Source organism: Fructilactobacillus carniphilus (genome assembly GCF_024029675.1).
In the GTDB taxonomy this organism is placed as follows: domain Bacteria; phylum Bacillota; class Bacilli; order Lactobacillales; family Lactobacillaceae; genus Fructilactobacillus; species Fructilactobacillus carniphilus.
The window spans coordinates 745,891-764,310 of record NZ_CP097121.1 but is presented as its reverse complement, the minus strand read 5'-3'; the positions used below and the strand labels follow the sequence as shown (position 1 = coordinate 764,310).

Sequence of the window (18,420 nt, the reverse complement as noted above, 5' to 3'; positions counted from 1 at the left end):
GGGGTTCAGGGTGGTTTTAATTATTCCAAATTTTGCTGATCGGCAAGGTCAACCACTGGAAGATTTACCGGAGGTAGTACTTGCGCAGATGTTATTACAAACTGAACAACCAGTCGAACTTGCCTTTTTGCAACCAACGTTGTCTTTAAGACGTGATTTGCAGGAACTTGGCATGCCGGACATTCCGTATTGGGATGCATTTGCGGATCTTCAAGAAGTCCACGACGTTGAAGGAATGCCAGTTACAATTCATGATCTAACCTTATCTGGCGACTTGATACCGTTTTTTAACGTTGGGGGGAATCGGATTCTTCTTTATCGTGAGCAAAAATTAGTTGCCGAAGTTCAGACGCGCAATCAAATAGAAGTTGAACGGATTACGCATTATTGTGACGATGGTGGTCAACAACTGGATGAGTATTCGGCCGACGGCTTCCTGAGTACTACAACCTGGCTTAATCTGTCCGGAGAAGTTGAAAAAAAGGCCTGGTTCACTCCATTTCATGAACCAGTTTTTACTATGGGTCCAACGGGAAACTTATCGATTGAAGCAGATTTTCAAAGTCACTTTAAGCAACCAACCTATGCTTGCTTAGAGGATTTGGTACAGGAACGTTACCAAAAGCACTTTCAGGTTCCAAAGCAGGTCATTGTGGCTTACCGAGCTGGTGCGACCCAAACGAATCAATTTCATTTATCATTACCAGCCGCCCAAACGGTGGGATTGCTAGAAACAGGTGTGGATTTTTCATCAATTGTCCAACTTAGTCAGACTTATCCGCAATTACAGTGGGTTTTTCCCAGTCAAAAGCTGGTGGATCAATTCCAACAAACGACCGGGGTTAAACTAGCTAATCCTGTGACGGCGATTGAACCCTACCCAACTACTTTTTCGCCTGGTGGTAGTAACGAATTAGAAGCGCAGTTGGTTTACTGGCAAATCCAGCAGCAAACCGCAGAGCAGCTTGCTCAAACCGTTCAGATCTTAATGCCAGAGTTGTTAGCAAACGATAAACTGGTCTTACTGGTGGGGGGAGATGAAGCTACGCAAAACTTTATTCGTGCTCAACAGGATGAATGGATGACCACTGAACTGGGTGTCGACGTCAATGGTAATGATTATCAAAGTTACATTGAACTGGGGCCCCCTAAGAATTTCCAAACTGAGGCCGAGTGGCTAGACTACATCGATGATCAGATTACGGATGACGATGCCGAGTTCAATGAGGCTGACTTGCATCACTTTTACCAGGCCAGTCTCTTTAACGAACAAGTTCAATATCTCAAACCTAAAGAACAAACGGCTGACTTGTTCCGACGAGTTCGATTGTTCCTGGACATGGGACCACAAGCTGATTTGAAGCGCCAGGTAGAAGCAATTTCTGCCGGGGTTCCAATGATTAGCACTGCACCTACCGACTTAATTAAGGAAGCAGAGAACGGGTTTGAAAACCAGAATCTTTTTGATTTAGCAAAACAAATGAACTATTTTCTTTCTAATTTGCAGCATTGGAACCAAGCGGTTGTGGCCAGCGTGGATTTAATGGAAGCTTATGAGCGCGATCAGCTTTTAGGTCGTTGGAAGGGAGTATTAGACCATGGCTAAGCCTAAATTTGTAACGCCCGTAATTCATGTGGGTCAGGATGACTACACGCAAGAAGCAGAGTACTTTACTCCCGACTACGAGTATTATCAGAGTGATGACGATGCTCTGGACCAAGAAATCCTGGAAGGTCAACCGTTATTTAAAGCCAACGGGAAGTTAAACGGTAAGTACCGAAACGCGGTCTTTATTTTAGACGCTGGCTTTCCGTGGTTTTTAAACGACCGAGTTATGGAGCAGTTACCTGCTAATCAAATTTTGATGCAGTCCAATCTGAACCTTTCAGAAACAACGCGTTCGTTGTTGAAGCTCAAGGGGGCCTTTGAGTTTAATCCTCACGACCCCCAACGCTTAATTGGTGATATCCAACGGTTTTTCTACTATGATCCGGATGGCTATCGGTTCTCACCGCAGGCCTGGCACTATAACTGGGATCAAATACAATCAGTTAGTCAACGAGGAAATGTTTACCATCAGATTAATTTAAAACCTACGGACGACTGGCAGTTAATTATGTCCCCGATGGACTCCTTTTATTTGCCACTCAAAATGGCAAACAAGGTGGCCTTGGAATACCACTTGGGGCCAGAAAACGAACTCGCTCTGAAATTAATTCAGATTGATGCTGATACAAAAGAAGTACTGCGTTCCAGTTTTATTAGTGGTAACGAATTACAAACGAGCATCGACGTAATCGGAACTGAGCGCCCAACTTTTTTTCAGGTCTTGCTGTATGCCCGTGGTAAAGGACAATTAGAAGTGGGAAATCTTCATGTTCGGCGGGCCCGTGGTCCATACGGAGAAATGATGCCCAACGACTGGGTTATTTCTGATCAAAAACAGCATGGAAGTACGGGAGTTTACTTTGACGCGGGTGACATGAAACCGCCACTAAATGTTTACTTTGCCGGATATCGAACCAAAGAAGGTTACGAAGGGCGGCGGATGATGCAAAACTTTGGGGCGCCGTTTCTTTTGATCTCTGACTGGCGACTTGAAGGGGGCGCCTTCTACATGGGCGATACCGAGTTTGAACAACAGATTGTGAACATTATTAAGCAAACGCTACAAAAGTTGAACTTTAAGGATTCCGATCTCATCTTGTCAGGAATGTCCATGGGTACCTTTGGGGCCATGTACTACGGATCCCGTTTAAATCCTGCGGGAATTGTGCTGGGGAAACCGTTGGCTGAACTCGGAACGATTGCTCAAAACGGGCGGGTTAAACGTCCCAACGATTTTCGCACCGGCGAGGACATGCAGTTGTACTACGAACCAGATTTGTCGGATCAGTCAAGTCATGACTTAGACCAACGATATTGGCATAATCTGGAACAGGGAGAGTTGAGTAACACGACCCTTGCGATTGCCTACATGTTACAAGATGACTATAACAAAGACGCTTATCAGGGGATTCGGGATCGGTTTATTGGACTGAACCCGAACGGAAAGTTACTAGCCAAGGGATTTGAAGGTCGACACAACGACCAAACTGGCCCTATCGTCGAGTGGTTTCAGCGACAATACTGGTACCTACTATCACAGTTTGGACGGAAGCAACCCCGTAAGCCCCAAACAACCAATTTGAAAAAGAAACAGCGAAGGGGGTCCTGAAAACGGTGGACATACTATATAGCTTAACCTGGGATGCTGCTGATCCGAATACGGATATGTATGGAGCGCAGATTAATTACAGTGCTGATGGTGTGGTTGAATATCAAAACGAATTGCAACCAGCTGGAAAGAAAATTCACTGGTGGAGTACTAAGTTGCCGGAGGATACCCCGCAGTCAATTGGATACGGGAGCAAGTTACTCCCACAGATTCCGCGGCATGAACGATACCATCTGATGTTAGACGCTGAGATTGAACCAGCTAAATCGGTTGGCCTTCTAGTAGCATCATACGATGCACAGGGTCAACTAGATAAAGAAAAAATGGAATTGGATCAGGAACTGGATTTTGAACTGGGTGAAAATGCTCATGACTATGAGATTGCCTTAGAAAAATTCAACAATGAAAAGGTTACGTTCCGTCGAATGTATGTCATTCCCACTTCGTTGTGGGACGAGATGACGATTGAACCTAGAGCTGATGTGCCTGCCGTTGACTTGTTACCGCGGCAGGACCGGGGAGATCCATCCGGGACCGGAAATTTGATGATTCGGACCGAAAAACGGGTGGTTGATTCCGCGCCGTTGGACGCAGAGCTACTTCATGATCCACTCCGGATTGTTCGGGTGCCGTCTAGATGGTCGGCACTACAACTGGCAGACGTGCTGCAAGAGTTTAAGGATCGTTACAATTTGAAAAACGTTAACTGTTGGGCTGACGATGACACGACACAAAAGTTGATGAGTGAGGCACAAGCTTTGATGTTGAAAAGAAAGAAGGGGATTTTATGAATTTTTTCATTAACCAAGCAATGGGATTGGGAAACTCAGGAGTAGAACATGCTGAGTTTTATCGCGCTGATCGGTTTCGACAGGCTGATTTACCGTTTCGTTTTTTATTTTTAAATTTGGTTCCTGAACTACATGAGGCCATGGATCGTTGGAGACTTAAGGATTCCGAGGTTTTAAACCTGTGGGAATATCTAGTTCTCGGCGGTGACTACCTTAAAACTGGTTTAGCCCAACGGGTTAAACCGCAGAAGTCTGTAATGATTGTGGATGATACCAACACGAACCGGAAACAAGAATTTGTGACTGATTCTGGAATGCGAGTAATTCAACACTTTTACAAGGGGCGCGATAAACAGCATCCTGATAACTCCGTTTTACAAGTGGGTGTTTCGCGGGTTGAATTGTTCAATGCTAAAAACAATGAACGTAAGGTAATGTACTCAATTGAAAACGACCAACACCGGGGTTCAAACGTGGTTAACATTCACCTCTTTGACGAGAAGGGTGAACACCTCTTCTTCCGTAATCTTTACAGTTTGCACCGCTACTTCTTTGAACAAGTAGATCAGACTTATGGTGGTAACAGTAATTTCATCATTGACCGTGGGGAATTTGCCGACGACGTGTTGATGCAAAATCGGATTCCCAATTCGAAGATCATCTACATCGTGCATGCTGACCAACTTTCGGATCGTGACGATCCCAAGTATCCACTGTGGAACGACCACTACGAATACATGTTGGAGCGGTTACACGCTGTCGATAAAGCTGTGACGGCCACGAAGTTACAACGGGATGACATGTTGATTGATGATCCGACTGCTAAAGACATTGTGGTAGCCATTCCGGTGGGGGGAATCCGTGACGGAGCTACGAAACAAAAACGCCGGCGTGCCCATTCACCATTCCGCTTGATTACCGCTTCGCGGTTAGCGGCAGAAAAACACATTGACATCGCAATTAAAGCAGTGGCTGCTTTACATGACCAAGGTGTGAAGATTAAATTTGATATCTACGGTCAAGGAGAAGAACACCAGAAGTTAGTGAAAACGATTGAAGACTGTCATGCCGAGGATTACATCACCATGAAGGGGTTATCCCACGACTTGGAACACATTTATCCGAAATACGATGCTTTTATTTCAACGTCCTTCTCCGAAGGTTTTGGATTAACCTACATTGAGGCTTTAAACGCCGGATTACCAGTAATTACCTTTGATGCTCGGTTTGGCGCTCAAGAGTTGGTTCAAGACGGTGTAAACGGATACCTGACGGAATTTAAACGGAATGATGACGACTTTAACGTGAAAAACATTGAAGCTGCTCTGGAAAAATTAATTAATGGAAAATATTCGAAGTTACAAGGTGCTACTGCTAAGTCGGTGGCAGAGTTCCAAGATCACATTACCGCGGAAAAATGGAGGGATTTAATCGATGGATTACGTACTAGTAAATAACATCGTTGCTGACGACCAATGGCAACAGATTAAGGCGGAAAGTCCAAGCAAACACCCTAACGTGATTTCGCTGGTGTCTGCACCTCTGATTGGTAAGTTTTTTGGTGAAGATGGTGTGAACGGGGTAAACGTTTTAGACCGGTTAACACATCGGAAGTACCATCTGGGTAGCTACCGTTTCTTTAACGACGTCCCAGTCCCTACCTGGTCCAAGATCTTTGTGAATCGGGACGGTAGTATTTCCATTTACGACCACGGTAGTGAAATTGGAAAGGAATTTTTATATTCGAATACCCGGCGGGCTGCTCAAGATGTACGTTATACTAATTTGGATGGAACGCTTGACTACATTGAAGAGTATGCATACGATGGTACGATTTTTAGTAACTTGTTTTATGCTGAAAATGAGATGCTGGAAATGGTCTTTTATGATCAACAGAATCGTCCCGTTGTTCGTTATTACCTCTACCAGGGTGTCATTAACTTGATTACGGTGGAAGATCCGGTAACGCACAAGGTTAAACAGCGATATAATACCTTGAACGAATTTTACAATGCGCAAGTGCGCTCAATTGTGACCGAAAAAGACACCGTGATGGTTAACTATATGGGGGTTGAGTTGGCGGCGTTGAGTGGAACGAAGTCGCACAATGTATTACGGTTAGTGGAGAGCCCACTTGATGATGACCAAAACGTGCGGGGGAACTTGTTAGACATTCTAACCAATGCGATTGATACGATTCAGGAAGTCGAAGTTACTCAAGCTGACTATAATATTCTTAAACAACACAATGTTCCGTTGGATAAAGTTAAGATAATCAAAAAATGAGTTCAAAAGGTTCCTCTAGGTTAATTTAGAGGATCTTTTTTAGTTAGCGATTATTTCTGCTCCTCCCAAATGGGATCCTTATTTAAACAGTTTGTAATTAAATACCGTTAGTGCTTTTTAATTGCTAAAAACCAATCTAATATGGAATAATGTAACTTTGTAGAGATTTTTCAAGTGCTAAAGGATTATTTCGATTAATCGATTTATTTCAGAAACAATTAGTCGTTAATCAGCTGTACTTGATAGTTGTTTAATTAAGAAAGGCAGAGTAGGGAGAATGAAAAAATTTAACCAGCTCCGGTTTGAACAGCTTGTTGATACCAACAAAAAAACTCGGTATCGAATGTATAAATCCGGGAAACAATGGTTAGTGGCAGGAACGGCAACCGTGTCAGGGATGGTTGCTAGTATTCTGCTGGGGGGACCAGTGACAATGGCGGACCCAACCCAAACGTTAAAGCGGGAAGTTGATGGTAATGATCAATTATTAGTGAACCAACAATCTGCTACAGTTCCCGTCCACTCAGAATCATCGCAGTCTACGGACACGACTAGTGCTTCGTCTACGACTGAGAGTGTGCAGAGTGAGTCTGAAACTAGTTTGTCTACCAGTGAATCAACGACGGATACTGCAACAGCTAATGCAGTGATCCATGATAATTATTCACAACATACATATTCAACTTCTACTAGTAATGACACTCCACAGAGTATCAGTAAGGCAGACCAGTTAGATGCGACAACTAAGTTAACCACGGCTACCAGCACTTCACAAAATGTAACTGATGCTAAGTCAATTACGACGAATGATTCGGTAACGTCTACTTCAGTCAATAAGATTAGCACCACCACTAATTCCACCAAACTGGATCGTAGTACCATTTCTGATTCCAATAGTGGAACATCTTCTTCAGTAACCAACTCTGCTACGAGTTTATCTGATTCAACGGGAAGTATTTTTGCGTCTGAAAGTCAGGGGAGTGAACAACCAGGTTCAGTTTCCACTTCACAAAGTTATAGTCAAAGCCAACGGGACAGCGAATCCGACTTAGTTCAAGATCGGATGGACAAGTCTTTGGAAAAAGACCGTTCTTTAAGTGTGTCTACACAAGATTCTATTGTTACTTCGACGAGTGGAAGGCAATCACGTTTGAGTAGTGACCAGGTCGTTTTGGCTGCGACGGGACAACCGGGAACGAAGATTCCTAATCAACCAGCTGGTGAAGATGGTAATACGAATGTGTTTATTAATGGGATTAATAAAGCTATTGATGACATTAATTACGGTTTGAAAAAAATAGGAATGCAACCAATTCCTAATTTGAATGACTTAGGTCTTTCACCAAATGTGGATGGGGTGATTAGCGGTAACCATTTCATTTATGATGGGGCTTCTGGAACCATTAAAATTGAAACCAGTAAAGGATGGTTAACGCTCGGAAATGAGCAGCAAACCACTCTTTATATTTGGGATCCAGTTCTGGGTAAATGGGTTCAAGTTAACAAGAATCCTTATACTACCAATCGATCTAAGCAGAGTATCACGGTTGGTGTAAATCCACGAGATTATCACCTTCAGGTTGGAGACAATATGTACATCCAGGTGGGAGTTGAATCTAAGGATTTAATTAACCAGATTGCTAAATCATTGAAAGACTATGTCGGCCAACGTTTTTCTGGTAGCACTGGAGAAAGAATACTTGTTGCGGCATTTGATGGGGCAGTAGATATTGCCTTAGGTATTTATAATGGCGCCATTGGAACTACTAATGCCCAAACCTTCTCCAAGATTCAAGCGGTTCCCGTTATTGAGAACCTGCCATCAGAATCGGCCTCTGCTTCCATTAGTTTGGAACATTCGATGGTGAATACGTTATCAAATAGTATGTCCAATAGTTGGGGATCAACGAATGGATCTTATACTGATTCTGAATTAAGTTCTCTTAGTGCGTCTCAGAAAGATTCGATTTCTCTGAGTTTGAGTAATTATCATAGTACTTCTGATCAGACTAGTTTTAGCCTGGAACATACTTCCACTGACATTCAAAGCGTAGTTGATTCAGCCATTGCGGCCGGAAAATCTGGATTGAATGCTGATAGCAGCATGAGTGCCTCAACTTCACTGCAAAGTATGCTTAATTCGCAACTTAATTCTACGAGTACTTCGTTGAACTCTGCTGATAGTAATAGTTCTAAGCTTTATTCACAAAGTACATCTGGAAGTAAGTATGTAGCGCAATCGATTCAAGATTCCCAATCAACTTCTCAATCAATTATTGATAATAGTATTTCTTTAAGTGGATATAATTCTGTTTCCTTTAGCGTTTCTAAGTCATCAAGCCAAAATGATGAGCTACCTTCTTGGCTTAATCCTTTTGAAGCTTCAAAAAGAAAGTCGATGATTGCTTCATACTCGCTTTCTGATGCTAATTCTTTGACTGCTTCTGCCTCTAAATCAGCTTCCGAAGCACCTGCTTCTAAGAGTACTTCAACTTCAATCTCTGATTCGATTGCTGATTCGTTAAGCAAGAGTACTAGTATCTCAGCTTCTACCAGCCAATCTACCACGGAATCAACCAGTGCTTTAAGCGCTTCTACATCAAAATCAACCTCTGTGGTGCTTCAAACAATTTCTGAAAATGAATCGGAAATCTACAAGAATTCAATTGTTGATAGTTTGCAAAGTTATTACAGCTCTTTAAGTGCGCAAAATAGTGTTTCTAAATCTGAATCTGCCAGCATGGCATCAAAATCAGCATTAAACTCTGAATCTGTTTCAGCTGCCAAATCAACCTCTACCAGTGAATCTACTGGACACAGTCTGTCAGGTTCAATTTCTGCCTCGTTGTCAGGCAACTCAGACTATGATTCTGGTTCGGTGTCAACCAGTGCATTAAATTCAGCGATTGATAGTCAATCCGCTGAGAGGAGTCAATCAGATTCAGCCAGTGCATCACTTGCTGAACGGAACAGTAATAATTCAGCTAGTGCATCAGCTTCTAAATCTGTTGAACAGAGTGCTTCAACTTCAGCTTCGAAGAGTCAATCCACTGATGATATTATTTCAGCATCAGCTTCTAAATCTGCGTCATCAAACAGTGAATCTGATGATACGACGGATGACATTGGATCCCAATCTCGGAGTACATCTACTTCGATTCTACAATCCAACTCATTTTCAGCCTCAGCCAGTACTTCAACTAGTAAATCTGACTTTACTTCAACCAGCAAATCGAAGAATGACAGTATTTCCACATCCTTGAGCATTTCCAATGCAGAAGATAGTACGAGAGATTCACAATCGGCTTCAACTAGTCAAAGTAATTCGAACTCGGTTTCAAAGAGTAAGATTGATTCAGAATCTACTAGTGTCGTAACTTCTGTTTCTGCTTCAAAATCTCTGTCAGATAGTAAGTCTAAGAGTATTTCCGAATCCGATAGTGCTTCATTAAGTGCATCTAGTTCTAAGGTTGCTTCAACTTCACAATCGGATGTAAATAGTCAATCAACTTCGACTAGTAAAGTTGCAAGTATGGCAAAATCGATTTCAGAAAGTGAATCGTTGTCTGAATCGACATCGACAAGTGGTTCTGCTTCGAAATCAACGTCTGAAAGCGACTCTACGTCATCATCATTGAGTGGTTCAAAGTCTGAATCACTTAGTTTATCGGCTTCGAAGTCGTTTTCAGATAGCTTATCCACTTCAATTAGTTCATCTAGTTCGAAGTCAGCATCCGGAAGTACGTCGGCGAAATCATTGTCAGACAGTCTGTCTACGTCTACGAGTGATTCAGCATCGGTAAGCGGGTCAAGTTCGAAGTCTACTTCTGTAAGTGACTCTATATCCACATTAGCAAGTGAATCTGAATCAATTTCAACGAGTGACTCGTTATCATTGAGTGTTTCAGAATCGTTATCTACTTCTACCAGTGTTTCAACATCAGTAAGTGGATCAAGTTCGAAGTCGATTTCTACAAGTAATTCGACATCTGTATCCGAAAGTGAGTCTAAGTCAATTTCAACGAGCAACTCACTGTCATTGAGCAGTTCAGAATCGTTATCTACTTCTACTAGTGGTTCAACGTCAACAAGTACAACTCAATCGATTTCTACAAGTGATTCGTTATCTGTATCTGAAAGTGAGTTTAAGTCAGTTTCAGATAGCAGCTCGTTATCACAAAGTGTTTCAGAATCTCTGTCTACTTCTACTAGTGATTCAGTATCTACTAGTGGGTCTAGTTCGAAGTCCTTGTCATTAAGTGACTCATTGTCAGTTAGTGGTTCGAACTCGAAGTCATTATCAACTTCATTAAGCGATTCATTATCTGGTTCAGAACATGTTTCTAATAGTGATTCCACTTCAATGAGTGAATCTAGCTCGAAGAGTGGCTCATTATCTTTGAGTATTTCAGAATCATTATCTACATCGACCAGTGATTCAACTTCGACGAGCGGATCTAACTCAAAGTCTGCTTCCGTAAGTGACTCTACATCTGCATCAGCAAGTGGATCTAAGTCAATTTCAACGAGCGACTCGCTTTCTCAAAGTGCCTCTGAATCGAAATCTTTAAGCGATTCGTTATCAGGTTCAACGTCAGTATCTGATTCATTATCTACATCGACGATCGATTCAGCATCTACAAGTGGATCCAGTTCAAAATCAATTTCCATAAGTGATTCCGCATCTGCATCAGCAAGTAAATCTGATTCTATTTCAACAAGTGACTCACTTTCACAGAATGTTTCTGAATCAAAATCAGTATCAGAAAGTAACTCGTTATCGCAAAGTAGTTCAGGGTCATTATCAGCTAGTGGTTCGACATCTACTTCTCTAAGCGAATCATTATCAGGTTCAGAACATGTTTCTATCAGTGATTCTGATTCAATGAGTGCATCTGAATCGAAGAGTGGGTCGGCTTCTAAATCAGTTTCAGAAAGCAACTCGTTATCATTGAGTGGTTCAGAATCATTATCTACATCGACCAGTGATTCAACTTCGACGAGCGGATCTAATTTGCAATCTACTTCTGTAAGTAATTCGACATCTGTATCAGCAAGCGGATTTAAGTCAATTTCAACGAGTGACTCACTTTCTCAAAGCGTTTCTGCATCTAAATCATTGTCAGATAGTAGCTCGTTATCACAAAGTAGTTCAGAGTCACTGTCTACTTCGGCTAGTGATTCAGTATCTACTAGTGGTTCGACTTCTAAGTCGGCATCTACTTCATTAATAGAATCATTATCTGGATCAGAAAATGTTTCTACCAGTGATTCCTCTTCAATGAGTGCATCCGATTCAAAGAGCAGTTCAGAATCGCAATCCCTAAGTGAATCATTATCATTGAGCATTTCAGAGTCACTATCTACATTGACTAGTGATTCAACTTCAACGAGCGGATCTAATTCGCAATCTACTTCTGTAAGTGATTCCACATCTGCATCAGCAAGTAAATCCGAGTCCATTTCAATCAGCAACTCTATTTCACAGAGTGCTTCTGCATCTAAGTCAATGTCAGATAGCAGCTCGTTATCGCAAAGTAGTTTGGGGTCATTATCAGCTAGTGGTTCGACATCTACTTCTCTAAGCGAATCATTATCAGGTTCAGAACATGTTTCCATTAGTGATTCAGCTTCGATGAGTGAATCAATTTCTAAGAGTGGCTCATTATCTTTGAGTATTTCAGAATCCTTATCTACTTCTACTAGCAATTCAACATCAGTAAGTGGATCAAGTTCGAAGTCGATTTCGGTAAGTAATTTGACATCTGTATCAGCAAGCGGATTTAAGTCAATTTCAACGAGTGACTCACTTTCACAGAGTGATTCTGAATCGAAATCTTTAAGCCATTCGTTATCAGGTTCAACGTCAGTATCTGATTCCTTATCAGCTAGTGGTTCAACGTCTAAGTCGGCATCTACTTCATTAAGTGAATCATTGTCTGGATCAGAACATGTTTCAAACAGTGATTCCACTTCAACGAGTGTATCTGGTTCTAAGTCATTGTCATTAAGTGACTCAATGTCAGTTAGTGGATCGACGTCTAAGTCAGAATCAACTTCGACAAGTGACTCACTTTCTCAAAGTGTTTCTGCATCTAAGTCAGTATCAGAAAGCAGCTCGTTATCGAAAAGTGGTTCAGAGTCATTGTCTACTTCAGCGAGTGATTCAAATTCAACTAGCGCATCTAGTTCCATGAGCGATTCCTTATCTGGATCATCTTTCATATCAGAAAGCACTTCTACTAGTGATTCGTTATCAGTAAGTAAGTCTAGTTCTGAATTGAGTTCAACAATTGATTCATTAAGTATTTCTTCCTCGAAATTAGATTCAGAGGTAAATTCACACTCGATGTCTGTATCTGACTCATTGTCAATTAGCGGATCAGCGTCAATATTAGACAGTAAATCTAATTCATCATCATTAAGTGGATCAACGTCATCATCTGACTCAAGTTCAATTGTTGTATCGACATCGAAATCTGAATCAGAAAGTACTTCTACACAAACTTCTGTCAGTGAATCTAATTCCAAATCACTTTCAGAAAGCAAATCACAATCATTAAGTGATTCAGATTCGCTATCTACATCAACAAGCACAACTCAATCGATTTCAACGAGCGACTCACAATCAATGAGTGCATCTGGTTCTACATCAGTTTCGAAGTCTGAATCTACTTCATCAAGGGGATCATTATCTGATTCAGAACATGGTTCTACCAGCGATTCTGTTTCAATTAGTACTTCTACCTCAAAGAGTGAATCGGCTTCTAAATCATTGTCAGATAGTCTTTCCACTTCGACAAGTGAATCAACATCCGTCTCACTAATCGATTCGATTTCTACAAGTGGGTCATCCTCAAAGTCCTTATCATTAAGTAGTTCAGAGTCATTATCCACTTCAACTAGTAGTTCAGCTTCAACCATTTCATCAAGTTCTCAGAGTAATTTGGTATCAACATCATTAAGTGATTCTGTATCTGGATTAGCTTCTGCGTCAGGAAGCACCTCTATTAGTGATTCATTATCAGTAAGCAAGTCTAGCTCTGAATTAAGTTCAACAATTGACTCGGTATCAACATCGTTGGCAGATTCACTGAGCATTTCTGTATCAAAATTAGGTTCAGAAGTTAACTCACACTCGATGTCTGTATCTGACTCAAGTTCGGTTGTTGTATCGACATCGGCATCAGAAAGTACTTCGACAAAGACTTCTATCAGTGAATCAACTTCGAAATCACTTTCAGCAAGCAACTCGTTATCGCTGAGTGGATCTGAATCTACAGCTCTTTCATCGAGTGAATCTGGCTCTACATCAACTTCTAAGTCAATTTCTGATAGTAATTCAGTAAATAGTTCAGAATCCACTTCCAAATACGAAAGTGATTCGGCCTCGACTTCACTTAGTGAATCATTATCTGGTTCAGAATCTATTTCCACACACACATCTGCTATTGGTTCAGATTCTAGCTCTGTTTCAGCAAGCAATTCATTATCACTGAGCGGTTCAGAATCTAAATCAACTTATGAAAGCAACTCAACCAGCACTTCAAAGGGAAATTCAGAATCGACTTCGTTGAGTGAGTCTGATTCTAAGTCACTTAGTGAATCCAACTCAACGTCTACTTCAACGAGTGGCTCATCATCGCAGTCCTTATCAGTAAGCAATTCATTGTCGACTAGTCAATCTGATTCCGAATTGAGCTCTGCAATTGATTCTGCATCGCAGTCATTATCTGCTTCATTGATTGCATCTGAATCCAAATTAGTTTCAGAGGTAAACTCACACTCAACTTCTGTCTCCGATTCAATGTCAGTCAGTGGTTCCACGTCAATGTCTGACAGTAAATCCACTTCGATATCATTAAGTGGCTCAACATTAGCATCAGATTCAAGTTCAGTTGTTTCATCAACTTCTAAATTGGAATCAGAAAGTGCTTCGATGAAAGCATCTGCGAGTGAATCAGAATCAATGAGTGGGTCTGCTTCAGGTTCATTAAGCGAATCATTATCTGGGTCAGAACATGTTTCCGCTAGTGAATCTAATTCGGCAAGTACATCCGACTCTAAGAGTAATTCTGGAGCAACATCACTTTCAGTAAGCAACTCGCTATCCATGAGTGTTTCAAAATCTAAATCAACTTATGAAAGTAATTCAACGAGTGCCTCTACGAAGAATTCCAGATCTACTTCCTTAAGCAATTCAATTTCAACGAGTGGATCTACTTCCTTAAGCCTTTCCGACTCAAACTCAATAGTTGCTTCTGCATCGCAGTCGTTATCTGATTCATTAAGCGCATCCGAATCAATCTTGATTTCAGAAGTAGAATCACATTCAGTTTCCGTCCTTGACTCAATGTCAAACAGCGGTTCAACTTCGCAATCAGTATCAAATTCTGCGTCTACGCAAACTTCTGTTAGCGCTTCAACGTCAATTTCAGATAGTGCTTCGATTTCACTAAGTGCCTCTGAATCTAGTTCAATTTCTGCCAGTGATTCTCAATCCGAATCTCTGAGTGCCTCATTATCAGTAAATAAAGCTGATTCCGAAGAAAACTCAGCAATTGATTCGGCTTCAACCTCAGTAAACGATTCACAGAGTATTTCAGAATCGACAATTGAATCGCAAGTTAATTCACACTCGGCTTCTGTATCTAATTCAATGTCAGTTAGTGGATCCACTTCGAAGAGTGGATCAGTTTCAGACAGCGCTTCGGTTTCATTAAGTGAATTTGAATCATCATCAACTTCTGCCAGTGATTCAGCAAGCGCATCAACAAAGAACTCTGAATCTTCATCGTTGAGTGAATCAACGTCGAAGAGCACGTCTGTTTCGAAGTCGTTAAGTGAATCTGTATCAATATCAGTGTCTGAATCGACGCAGACTTCTGTTAGCAATTCTGTATTCCGGTCAACATCAGAGAGCAAATCTACTTCAACATCATTGAGTGGCTCTACTTCGGTTAGTGGATCAGTAGCAAAGTCTACTTCAATTTCAAATAGTTTATCTGCATTGCTGAGCACATCATTGTCAGATAGCACTTCTGTTTCTGAAGAAAATTCAGCAATTGATTCCGCTTCAACCTCAGTTAGTGGTTCATTGAGCGCATCCGAATCAACGTTAGAATCACAATTAGATTCGCACTCAACCTCAGTATCAGAAAGTACTTCTGTATCGATGTCATTAAGTAGTTCTGTTAGTGCTTCAGCATCAAAGCAGGGGTCTGCATCAGCTAGTGCTTTTGGTTCGCAATCCTTAAGTGCCTCACTTTCAACATCATTGAGCAGGTCTACATCTGTATCGGTGAGTTCATCGCTATCTACGTCAATTTCTATCTTTGGCTCAACTTCAGTCAGTGGCTCAATTTCTGTTAGCGATTCTGTTTCAATTTCATTGTCAGACAGTCAGTCTGATTCTGAATTGAACTCGGCAATTGATTCTGCATCGACATCAGTCAGCGGATCGTTGAGTACGTCAGCATCAACGTTAGAATCACAAATTAACTCACATTCTGTTTCTGGTAGTCAATCAGCATCAGTTTCAACTTCCAATTCGGTCAGTGAATCGCAGTTGATTGATTCTATTTTCAACTCGGTTTCTAAGTCCATCAATGACTTTGAGAGTGCCTCGTTGTCAGAACTTGAATCTGGAATTGCATCACATTCTGCTTCGTTGTCAACGAGTAAGGATGCTTCAGCTTCCGAGTCTGTATCAGTTCTCGGTAGTGAATTGAACTCGAAGTTAACCTCATTGAGAGATTCTGTTTCAACCTCAACCTCTGATAGTTCGGTTACCTCACAGTCTGCTTCAACTTCAAGCAGCACTTCGAACTCAGTAAGTACGTCCGGATCAAACAGCACATCTATTTCTGGATCATCCTCAGCTTCTATGAGCGTCTCAACGTCTGCAAGTGCATTGGTGGTTGATAGCATCTCAACCTCACTGTCAATCGATGCTAGTCAATCAACTTCGACGTCAGTAGCTGATTCAATCAGTGAATCTGAATCGAAGAATGCGTCTGCAAGTACGTCTGTTTCGGTCCATGGTAGTGAACTGAGTTCGAAGCTTACGTCTGTGATTACATCAATTTCAACATCTGGAAGTCAATCGGTTTCAACGTCACTGGTTGATTCGACCAGTACTTCAGACTCGCAGTCAGTATCAACGAGTGTCTCGGTATCGGACAGCGATTCTGAATCAATGTCCGTTTCTGATCGCAATTCGGGATTAACTTCAGCAAGTGAATCAACTTCTATTAGTGGTTCAACTAGCAAGTCGTTATCCGACTCCATTAGTGAATCAATGTCGAAGTTGATTTCTGAAGATGACTCAATGAGGAAAGCAGAATCGTTAAGTGCCTCAGTGTCTGTTAGCGACTCAATGAGCATCTCAGGTTCACAGTCGTCATCAACTAGTACATCGGTATCCGAAAGCACTTCAAAATTAGAATCTATCTTAGATAGCCAGTCCACATCGACGTCCATCAACGACTCGATGAGTATTTCCGACTCCGAAAGTACTTCAACTTCAGAAAGTAGTTCTACTTCAACGTCAATAGGGGATTCGATGAGCACTTCAATTTCGCAATCAGGCTCAGCCAGTTTGTCGACATCTGCATCATCTTCTAATAGTAAGTCCAGTTCGATGAGTGATAGTACTGCTGTTTCAATGAGTGATAGTACTGCTGTTTCAATGAGTGACTCCACAAGTAAGTCCTTATCAGCTTCTGCTAGCGAATCACTTTCGGAATTGGTTTCTGAAAGCAACTCCATTAGCGCTTCCAAATCAGCAAGTGCTTCTGCATCAGCTTCGACGTCAGAGGTTCAATCAATCTTTGAATCCATAAGTAATTCGATTTCGAATTTAACTTCACAGAGCATGTCAATCAGTGCCTCGGCAGCTGACAGTCTCTCTGGAGCAATGTCTAACGCTGTCAGTCAATCAACATCGACTTCGTTGAGTGGCTCCATGAGTTTTTCAACCTCGACAAGTGTCGTTGATTCGATGGTTGATGCTGAAAGTAGTTCGATGAGTGCGTCTACTTCAGTAAGTACTTCAAACAGTTCTTCTGAATCAGATAGTGCGGTTGCTTCGTTGAGTAATTCAATAAGTAAGTCAGTTTCTGAATCAACTTCGCTGAGCGCTTCGATTTCTCAATCGGATTCAGCAAGTGATTTAACATCTAGGGATGTATCACAATCAACTGCTGATCGTCATTCAAACTCTGGCAGTACTTCAGCTAGTCTTTCGACATCTATCAGTCAATCTTCCTCAGTGTTAATTTCAACGAGTGATAGTAAATCGATGGTTGACGTTGAAAGTAACTCGATGAGTTTGTCATCTTTGGAAAGTCGGTCTGCAAGTACCACTACAAGTCAATTAACTTCTAATTCAATGACTGAAACTAGTGCGGGTAGCTTAACTTCAGCTGTGAATTCCAACTCGGCTTCGATGAGTAATTCTAGTTCTGTAGCCAGTGCCACAAACTTTGTTACTCAGAGTGAGCACAAGGCTAAACAGCAGGTGTTACCACAAACAGGTGATACCACCAAGAGCCTGGTAGTTGCTGGATTTGCAATCATGGCTTTGGCCGGATTGGGGATTAAGCGTCGTAAACGTAGTAAGAAATAGGGTAGAACAGCAAGTTTAGATAATTTTATTTGTTACCATGTGACTTTCAATGCAAGTTAACATAATTGGGTAAAATTTATTTTGATGTTATGGTAAATAACCGTAGTTGGGATACGCCTCTTTACTATGAAAAGATCAAATAAGCCTCACTGACTTTAATTAGTCAGTAAGGCTTATTTTTTTATATATTTTAAGGATTATTGACTTTTCAATGCGTTTTATGTACCAAAATATTAAAGATTTTAATCTTCTGACATCCCTAACTTCATACCAATCACATACCCAACCATAAAATTGGCATGTTATATTTTATAACATTATATTCATGTGAAAAAGTGAAGCCTTTGTGTTGATAAAACATTTTTTTAGTGTGATAATCTGTACACAAATGGATTTTTAGAAGAGAATTAGATAGAAATTGTTATCCGATTTTTACGGTAATTATTTCTGTATTATGACTTTTTTTAGAGTCCATGGTATCCAATATTTTATAGGA

The 18,420-nt window shown here is 41.2% G+C and carries 18 protein-coding genes and 1 pseudogene; 7 read left to right on the top strand and 12 right to left on the bottom strand.

The genetic code is table 11. The features are described from left to right. Positions 1-10 precede the first annotated feature (10 nt). The 6 genes and pseudogenes from asp1 to M3M37_RS07460 all read left to right on the top strand — a co-directional run. Complete coding sequence (asp1, locus tag M3M37_RS03965) at positions 11-1,606, top strand: accessory Sec system glycosyltransferase Asp1 (RefSeq protein WP_252794281.1); 1,596 nt, start codon at positions 11-13, stop codon at positions 1,604-1,606. Further along, positions 1,599-3,218: an accessory Sec system protein Asp2 gene (gene asp2, locus M3M37_RS03960; protein WP_252794280.1), complete on the top strand. Its 1,620-nt coding sequence runs from the start codon at positions 1,599-1,601 to the stop codon at positions 3,216-3,218. The genes asp1 and asp2 overlap by 8 nt, the downstream gene beginning before the upstream one ends. Positions 3,219-3,223: 5 nt before the next feature. After that, positions 3,224-4,009, top strand: a complete 786-nt coding sequence (locus tag M3M37_RS03955) for an accessory Sec system protein Asp3 (RefSeq protein ID WP_252794279.1) — start codon at positions 3,224-3,226, stop codon at positions 4,007-4,009. Next, the gene (locus M3M37_RS03950) at positions 4,006-5,466 is read left to right on the top strand and encodes a glycosyltransferase (RefSeq protein ID WP_252794278.1); all 1,461 of its coding nucleotides are present in this window, start codon (positions 4,006-4,008) and stop codon (positions 5,464-5,466) included. The genes M3M37_RS03955 and M3M37_RS03950 overlap by 4 nt, the downstream gene beginning before the upstream one ends. Continuing rightward, complete coding sequence (locus M3M37_RS03945; RefSeq protein WP_252794277.1) at positions 5,444-6,295, top strand: hypothetical protein; 852 nt, start codon at positions 5,444-5,446, stop codon at positions 6,293-6,295. The genes M3M37_RS03950 and M3M37_RS03945 overlap by 23 nt, the downstream gene beginning before the upstream one ends. A 277-nt stretch (positions 6,296-6,572) precedes the next feature. Next, positions 6,573-6,668 (top strand): annotated as a pseudogene (locus tag M3M37_RS07460) (KxYKxGKxW signal peptide domain-containing protein); the annotation flags it as partial. A gap of 287 nt (positions 6,669-6,955) precedes the next feature. On the opposite strand, the gene M3M37_RS03940 reads toward M3M37_RS07460, so the two are convergent. The 12 genes from M3M37_RS03940 to M3M37_RS03885 all read right to left on the bottom strand — a co-directional run bounded on the left by M3M37_RS03940 (position 6,956) and on the right by M3M37_RS03885 (position 17,065). Next, entirely contained in the window at positions 6,956-7,177 is a 222-nt protein-coding gene (locus M3M37_RS03940; protein WP_252794276.1) for a hypothetical protein, read from the bottom strand. Between the two features lie 1,383 nt (positions 7,178-8,560). Next, positions 8,561-8,863, bottom strand: coding sequence for a hypothetical protein (locus M3M37_RS03935; RefSeq protein WP_252794275.1), 303 nt, complete (start codon positions 8,861-8,863; stop codon positions 8,561-8,563). 933 nt (positions 8,864-9,796) lie between these two features. Continuing rightward, complete coding sequence (locus tag M3M37_RS03930) at positions 9,797-10,324, bottom strand: MSCRAMM family adhesin SdrC (protein WP_252794273.1); 528 nt, start codon at positions 10,322-10,324, stop codon at positions 9,797-9,799. Between the two features lie 513 nt (positions 10,325-10,837). Beyond that, on the bottom strand, positions 10,838-11,236 hold the full coding sequence (locus tag M3M37_RS03925; RefSeq protein WP_252794272.1) for an MSCRAMM family adhesin SdrC: 399 nt from the start codon (positions 11,234-11,236) through the stop codon (positions 10,838-10,840). Positions 11,237-11,389: 153 nt separating this feature from the next. Beyond that, the gene (locus M3M37_RS03920) at positions 11,390-12,268 is read right to left on the bottom strand and encodes a hypothetical protein (RefSeq protein WP_252794271.1); all 879 of its coding nucleotides are present in this window, start codon (positions 12,266-12,268) and stop codon (positions 11,390-11,392) included. Between the two features lie 105 nt (positions 12,269-12,373). Continuing rightward, the gene (locus tag M3M37_RS03915) at positions 12,374-12,892 is read right to left on the bottom strand and encodes an MSCRAMM family adhesin SdrC (RefSeq protein ID WP_252794270.1); all 519 of its coding nucleotides are present in this window, start codon (positions 12,890-12,892) and stop codon (positions 12,374-12,376) included. A 3-nt stretch (positions 12,893-12,895) separates the two neighbouring features. After that, a complete protein-coding gene (locus M3M37_RS03910; RefSeq protein WP_252794269.1) occupies positions 12,896-13,219 on the bottom strand; it encodes a hypothetical protein in 324 nt (107 codons plus the stop codon). Between the two features lie 12 nt (positions 13,220-13,231). Beyond that, complete coding sequence (locus M3M37_RS03905) at positions 13,232-13,780, bottom strand: MSCRAMM family adhesin SdrC (protein ID WP_252794268.1); 549 nt, start codon at positions 13,778-13,780, stop codon at positions 13,232-13,234. A 195-nt stretch (positions 13,781-13,975) separates the two neighbouring features. Continuing rightward, the gene (locus M3M37_RS03900; protein ID WP_252794267.1) at positions 13,976-14,398 is read right to left on the bottom strand and encodes an MSCRAMM family adhesin SdrC; all 423 of its coding nucleotides are present in this window, start codon (positions 14,396-14,398) and stop codon (positions 13,976-13,978) included. A gap of 393 nt (positions 14,399-14,791) precedes the next feature. Then, positions 14,792-15,334 (bottom strand): MSCRAMM family adhesin SdrC, encoded by a 543-nt coding sequence (locus M3M37_RS03895; protein WP_252794266.1) that lies wholly within the window; start codon positions 15,332-15,334, stop codon positions 14,792-14,794. A 483-nt stretch (positions 15,335-15,817) separates the two neighbouring features. Beyond that, positions 15,818-16,225, bottom strand: a complete 408-nt coding sequence (locus M3M37_RS03890) for an MSCRAMM family adhesin SdrC (RefSeq protein ID WP_252794265.1) — start codon at positions 16,223-16,225, stop codon at positions 15,818-15,820. Positions 16,226-16,396: 171 nt separating this feature from the next. Then, positions 16,397-17,065: an MSCRAMM family adhesin SdrC gene (locus M3M37_RS03885; RefSeq protein ID WP_252794264.1), complete on the bottom strand. Its 669-nt coding sequence runs from the start codon at positions 17,063-17,065 to the stop codon at positions 16,397-16,399. Positions 17,066-17,213: 148 nt separating this feature from the next. Between M3M37_RS03885 and M3M37_RS03880 the strand changes: the two genes are divergently transcribed. Next, positions 17,214-17,924 carry an LPXTG cell wall anchor domain-containing protein gene (locus M3M37_RS03880; protein ID WP_252794263.1) on the top strand — a complete coding sequence of 237 codons (711 nt, stop codon included), beginning with the start codon at positions 17,214-17,216 and terminating at the stop codon, positions 17,922-17,924. Positions 17,925-18,420 lie beyond the last annotated feature (496 nt).